1 pseudogene is annotated in these 595 nt (G+C 46.7%); it reads right to left on the bottom strand.

What is annotated here, in order from left to right:
* Positions 1-595, bottom strand: a pseudogene (locus ACMZ6Z_RS09550) (hypothetical protein); the annotation flags it as partial.

Raw genomic sequence — 595 nt, 5'->3', positions numbered from 1 at the left:
TTGCTCATGGGTGATGTCTTCGTAAGTGGCGGTTTGCTCTGTACCATCCACCGAAACAATGATCACATAATCCTCACGCAAGGCATCCGCCATCTTAGGATTCTTATCCTGAGCATCTGGAATACCGTCGTTATCGTCGTCATTGTCAATTTTATCAGGGATGCCATCTTTATCCGTATCACGCTCAATCGTTACTGGAACTTTAATCACTTGAGTTTCATGACCGACTGTCACGCTAACTGGGATATTGACAAGACGTTCTTCTTCACCTAGTGTCCAGTCCGTAATCACTGGTGTACCCGTTAAGTTACCAGTGCCATCAACAGTGATGCCATTGGTTTGGGTACCAGTGATGACTGCGTTTGGTTTGTTTACAACAACTGCTGGACGTGGTGTGATCGGTTGTCCTTCCACAACTGGTGTCTTGCTTTCTGGACTTGGTGTTACCGTCATAGCTATCACAATCTGACGAACCGTATCCTTACCTGGAATAGTGTTGGATGAACCATCTGGGTAAGTAATAGTCACACTGCCATCCTTGCCAACAGTGATGGTCGTATTGGCTGGTAGGCCTGGGTTAGAAGCGGTGACTACG

It is taken from the genome of Streptococcus pluranimalium (assembly GCF_047785705.1).
Classification (GTDB): domain Bacteria; phylum Bacillota; class Bacilli; order Lactobacillales; family Streptococcaceae; genus Streptococcus; species Streptococcus pluranimalium_A.
This window is presented reverse-complemented; position numbering and strand designations above follow the sequence as displayed.